Source organism: Roseisolibacter sp. H3M3-2 (assembly GCF_029211165.1).
GTDB lineage: Bacteria > Gemmatimonadota > Gemmatimonadetes > Gemmatimonadales > Gemmatimonadaceae > Roseisolibacter.
In genome coordinates this window covers 5,051-7,574 of the sequence record NZ_JARGEK010000238.1, presented here as the reverse complement: position 1 = coordinate 7,574, position 2,524 = coordinate 5,051, and the positions used below count along the sequence as shown (strand labels likewise).

The following is a 2,524-nucleotide window of genomic DNA, read 5'->3' as shown; positions in this document are numbered from 1 at the left end:
CGCCGGCGGCGACGAAGGTGGCGCACAGCCCGCCGGCGCTCCGCAGCTCGCCCGCGGCCGTCAGCGTCCACTGCTGGGACGCCGTCCCCTGGCACCAGATGATAGCCAGCGTGGTCCCCGGCGCGCCGCCGAGCGCGTCGAGGCAGTGCGAGCCGCCCGGCGAGGCCTCGCCCGCGACGCCAACGCCGGCGACCGCCCACTCCTGGGTCGCGCCGCCGCACGGCGCCACCTCGACGGTGTTGCCGCCGGCGATGGCGCCGTCGGTCGGCTGCAGGCACCCCTGGCCCGTCGCGCTCGGGAGCGAGCCGGGGGCCGCGGCCAGCGACGCGGAGGCGCGGCGCGCGCCGAGGAGGGCGGAGCGGCCCTCGGTCGGGGCCGACGCGCCGTCGGCGCAGGCGGCGAGGGCGAGGAGGGCGCCGGCGAGGGAGACACGCGCGGCGGAGCCGAAGGGCAGGCGCGTACGCCTGCCCGCCGTGAACACGGAGGGCATCGGTCGAGATCCGGAGAGGGTCTCTTCGGCAACCCGACCGGCCTGGCGCGCGCGTCGTGTGGACGACGGGCGGCGGTAGCCTCGTGGCTTTGCGTCCCCGGCTTTCGACGGGTTTGCCCTTGTCGCGTTGTCCTGCGGATGCGCGACGTGCCGAACGGAGGGAAGACTTGCGGGGGGAGCGCGGGCGGCGGCGCGAGGCGCACGTCCGTTCCCGGCGTCACGGGGGTGACGCCGGAACGCCGCGAACGATACACGCCAGCGTGCACGTCGATGTGACGACGGTCACGCGTTGCGCTCAAGTGCCGAAGGGGAGCGGCCGACGTTACGCGGCCGCTCCCCTTCGTGACGATTTCGTACGATGCCGACGCCGTACGGCGCCGGGCGCCGCCGCCCGACCTTACGCGCCGTTCACTCGCTGACCGGCCGCCGCTGCCCGCCGACGGTCGCGCGCCCGATCGTGCCGACGTCGGTGCCGAACCAGATCTGCCCCGAGCGGCGGTCGAACGTCATGTGCCGCACCGTCCCGCCGCCGCTCTGGATCGGCGTCTCGCCGAAGAACTTCTCGGTGCGCGGGTCGAAGCCGACCAGCCGGTTGGGCTGCTTCCCCGTCTCGACGAACCAGAGCCGGTCGCGGTCGTCGACCGTCATCGCGTACGGGAGCGACGCCGCGCCGCCGGGGTTCGGCCACTCCTTCACGTCGCCGCTGCGCGGGTCGAGGCGCCCCAGGAAGCCGCGCGAGTAGTCCACGTACCAGACCATGTCGTCGCTCGTGACCGCGATGCGGCGCGGGCGCGCGCGGGCGTCGGGGAGCGGGAAGCTGCGCAGCCGCATCGACGCCGGGTCGACGGTGGCGATCGCGTTGGTGCCGAACAGGTCGAACCACGGCTTCCCCTTCGAGTCGAGCACGAGCCCGTACGGGCGCGACTGCCCGGTCGGCGACTTCACGAGCTGGATCTTCCCGGTGCTCGGCGTCAGGCGGCCGACGGCGTTCCCGAACTGCGCGGTGAACCAGAGGTCCCCGTTCGGCGCGAACGTCATCGTGTGCGGGTCCTTCACCGTGCTGTCGGGCATCGGGAAGCGCGTGATCCTCCCGCTCCCCGGCTCCAGCTTGCCGATCATCCCGTTGCGGTTGCCGGCGTACCACGCGTTGCCGTCGGGGCCGACGACGACGTTGTGCGGGTTGGTCCCCGGGTCGATCTCGTAGCGCTTGAACTGCCCCGAGGTCGGGTCGAGGTAGGCGACGTAGTTCCCCGCCTGCCCGACGAACCAGACGCGCCCCTGCCCGTCGACCATCGGGTCGCGCGGGCGGCTGTCCTCCCACGGCACCTTCCACTCGCGCATCGGCACGGCGTCGGCGGGGGCCCCGGCGGCGGGCGTGGCCTGCGCGCCGGCCGCGACGGGAAGGAGGACTGCGAGGGCGAGGGCGTGGCGCATCGGGAGCTCCGGGACGGGGTGCTGCCGGTGTGGGGGCGACGACGGCGGCGGCGGCGGGCCGCCGCACCCGCCCAAGTTACGCTGCGGATCGCGCTACTGGCGCGGGACCGGTTCGCGGCCGAGCTTCTCGGCATGCCCCACCTCCCCTCGCCCCGACTCCTCCGCGCGGCCGCGCTCGCCGCCCTCGCGGCCGGCGCCGTCCTGCCGCTCGGCGCCTGCTCGCGCAAGCGGGGGCCCGCCGCCGCGCAGGAGGTCGAGCGCCCCACCACGCTCCGCGTGCGCAACCAGGGCTTCCTCGACGTGAACGTCTACGCCGTGCGCGGGGGGCAGCGCGTGCGCCTCGGCACGGTCACGGGGAACTCGACGCAGGTGCTGCGCATCCCGGGCTTCCTGCTCAACGGCATCACCCCACTGCGCTTCGTCGCCGACCCGATCGGCAACCAGCGCACGCCGACGAGCGACGAGATCGTGGTGTCGCCGGGGGACGAGGTGCAGATCTTCATTCCGCCCGGGTGAAACGCTGAGACTGCGGGAGTCGTCACGGCGGGAGTCGAAACAGCGGGAGTCGAAACAGCGGGAGTCGAAACAGCGGGAGTCGAA

3 protein-coding genes and 1 riboswitch are annotated in these 2,524 nt (G+C 74.3%); of the genes, 1 reads left to right on the top strand and 2 read right to left on the bottom strand.

The window, feature by feature from the left end:
• Both PYV61_RS17285 and PYV61_RS17280 read right to left on the bottom strand, forming a co-directional pair.
• Positions 1 to 490 (bottom strand): ricin-type beta-trefoil lectin domain protein (locus tag PYV61_RS17285; protein WP_275833885.1); only part of this gene is annotated, 490 nt, incomplete at its 3' end.
• Between the two features lie 24 nt (positions 491 to 514).
• A riboswitch (cyclic di-GMP riboswitch) is annotated at positions 515 to 618 on the bottom strand.
• Positions 619 to 898: 280 nt separating this feature from the next.
• A complete protein-coding gene (locus PYV61_RS17280) occupies positions 899 to 1,924 on the bottom strand; it encodes a hypothetical protein (protein ID WP_275833883.1) in 1,026 nt (341 codons plus the stop codon).
• A gap of 132 nt (positions 1,925 to 2,056) precedes the next feature.
• Between PYV61_RS17280 and PYV61_RS17275 the strand changes: the two genes are divergently transcribed.
• Positions 2,057 to 2,440 (top strand): hypothetical protein, encoded by a 384-nt coding sequence (locus PYV61_RS17275; protein ID WP_275833881.1) that lies wholly within the window; start codon positions 2,057 to 2,059, stop codon positions 2,438 to 2,440.
• Positions 2,441 to 2,524: the final 84 nt, after the last annotated feature.

Bases quoted from the DNA above. Each gene is read 5' to 3' on its own strand.
- PYV61_RS17280 (WP_275833883.1), bottom strand. From the start codon at position 1,924: ATGCGCCACGCCCTCGCCCTCGCAGTCCTCCTTCCCGTCGCGGCCGGC.
- PYV61_RS17275 (WP_275833881.1), top strand. From the start codon at position 2,057: ATGCCCCACCTCCCCTCGCCCCGACTCCTCCGCGCGGCCGCGCTCGCC.